The organism is Streptomyces himastatinicus ATCC 53653 (genome assembly GCF_000158915.1).
Lineage (GTDB): Bacteria > Actinomycetota > Actinomycetes > Streptomycetales > Streptomycetaceae > Streptomyces > Streptomyces himastatinicus.
Genome location: NZ_GG657755.1, coordinates 54,250 through 55,367, shown reverse-complemented (window position 1 = coordinate 55,367; position 1,118 = coordinate 54,250). Strand labels below are relative to the sequence as shown.

Annotated in this window: 2 protein-coding genes; both read right to left on the bottom strand. The window is 69.0% G+C overall.

The features are described from left to right. Nucleotides 1-200 (bottom strand): hypothetical protein (locus SSOG_RS54600; protein ID WP_039942930.1); only part of this gene is annotated, 200 nt, incomplete at its 3' end. A 56-nt stretch (nucleotides 201-256) separates the two neighbouring features. After that, nucleotides 257-1,060 carry a hypothetical protein gene (locus SSOG_RS55250; protein WP_009721208.1) on the bottom strand — a complete coding sequence of 268 codons (804 nt, stop codon included), beginning with the start codon at nucleotides 1,058-1,060 and terminating at the stop codon, nucleotides 257-259. Nucleotides 1,061-1,118: the final 58 nt, after the last annotated feature.

Here is a 1,118-nt window from a genome sequence, read left to right as displayed (position 1 = left end):
CGCAGGCCGAGCCCGCATGCCTGTAGCTGTCGGAGATGCGTGCGCACGGGTTCGGCGTCCATGAACGGCTGCCACTGGCCGCGGCGCATGGCCTGCTCGCGGGCGTCGTCGTACTGGGCTTTGGCCCAACCGCACCTGTAGCAGCGGCAGCCGTCGAGCTTGTACCGGGCGTAGCCATGGTCGCGCTGACCGGTGCCCATCAGGCGGCGCTCCTCTCGCCGCTCTGCGCGGCCTCCAGCTCGGCGATCCGACTCTCTCAGCAGTTCCCCGAGCCGCGTCGGCGTGTGGTCCGGGGGGGGGGGGGAACGACCTCGTTCACCAGGGCCTCCGCCTTGGCCTCCAGCAGGTTTTGCCGCATCTTGTGGAGGTCGCCCCAACCGTCCGCGACCTTCGACTTGAACTGGTCCAGGGTGGACTGCTGGGTCTGTTCGGGCGTCACCGTCGGGCGCTGCTCGGCTGGGCGAGCGTGCTGTGGCTCCGACTGAGCACCGCGGGCGGGCGCGCCGTCCTCGTCGGCGGTCTTCGGGTGCTCAGCCTGCGCCTCTCGAAGGTCGGATTTCGCCCACAGATCCAGAGCCGCACCGAACCGCATCGCCGCGTTCCGCAGAGCGTCCCCGATCGCCTCCTTCACCGCGTTCGGACCGGACTTCCCCTGCGAGTCGCCGTAGCCGAGCCGCGTGTGGCCGCACACCGTGAGCCGGATCCACAGTCCACCGAACCCGTCGAACTTCGGCAGTCCGGCATCGTCCACGGCCAGCGGCTCCCAGTCCCACAGCAGGTCCGCTTCCAGGAGCCGGTTCGTCAGCTCAGCGTGCCCGACGTAGTCCAAGTGCATGTGGGCGCTGGTGATCCAGTTGTCACACTCGCGGCACTTCCCTTTGCGGTGGTTCCCGCACTCCTTCGTGGGGGACTTGGAGCACTGCCCACAAATAATCTTCGGGAGGGGATTGATCTGGGCCTTCGGGAACGGCTCGCGCAGCTTGGCGAGTCCGGCGGCCTGGATTTGGGTGTGCGAGGTGGGGCCCTCCGCGTTCGCGGGGGCCTGGTTGGCGTGCGCCATGAGATCTCCAGGTATGGGGTTATGGGTGGTACGGCGGCGGTGGGGGGCCGGTGTCGGC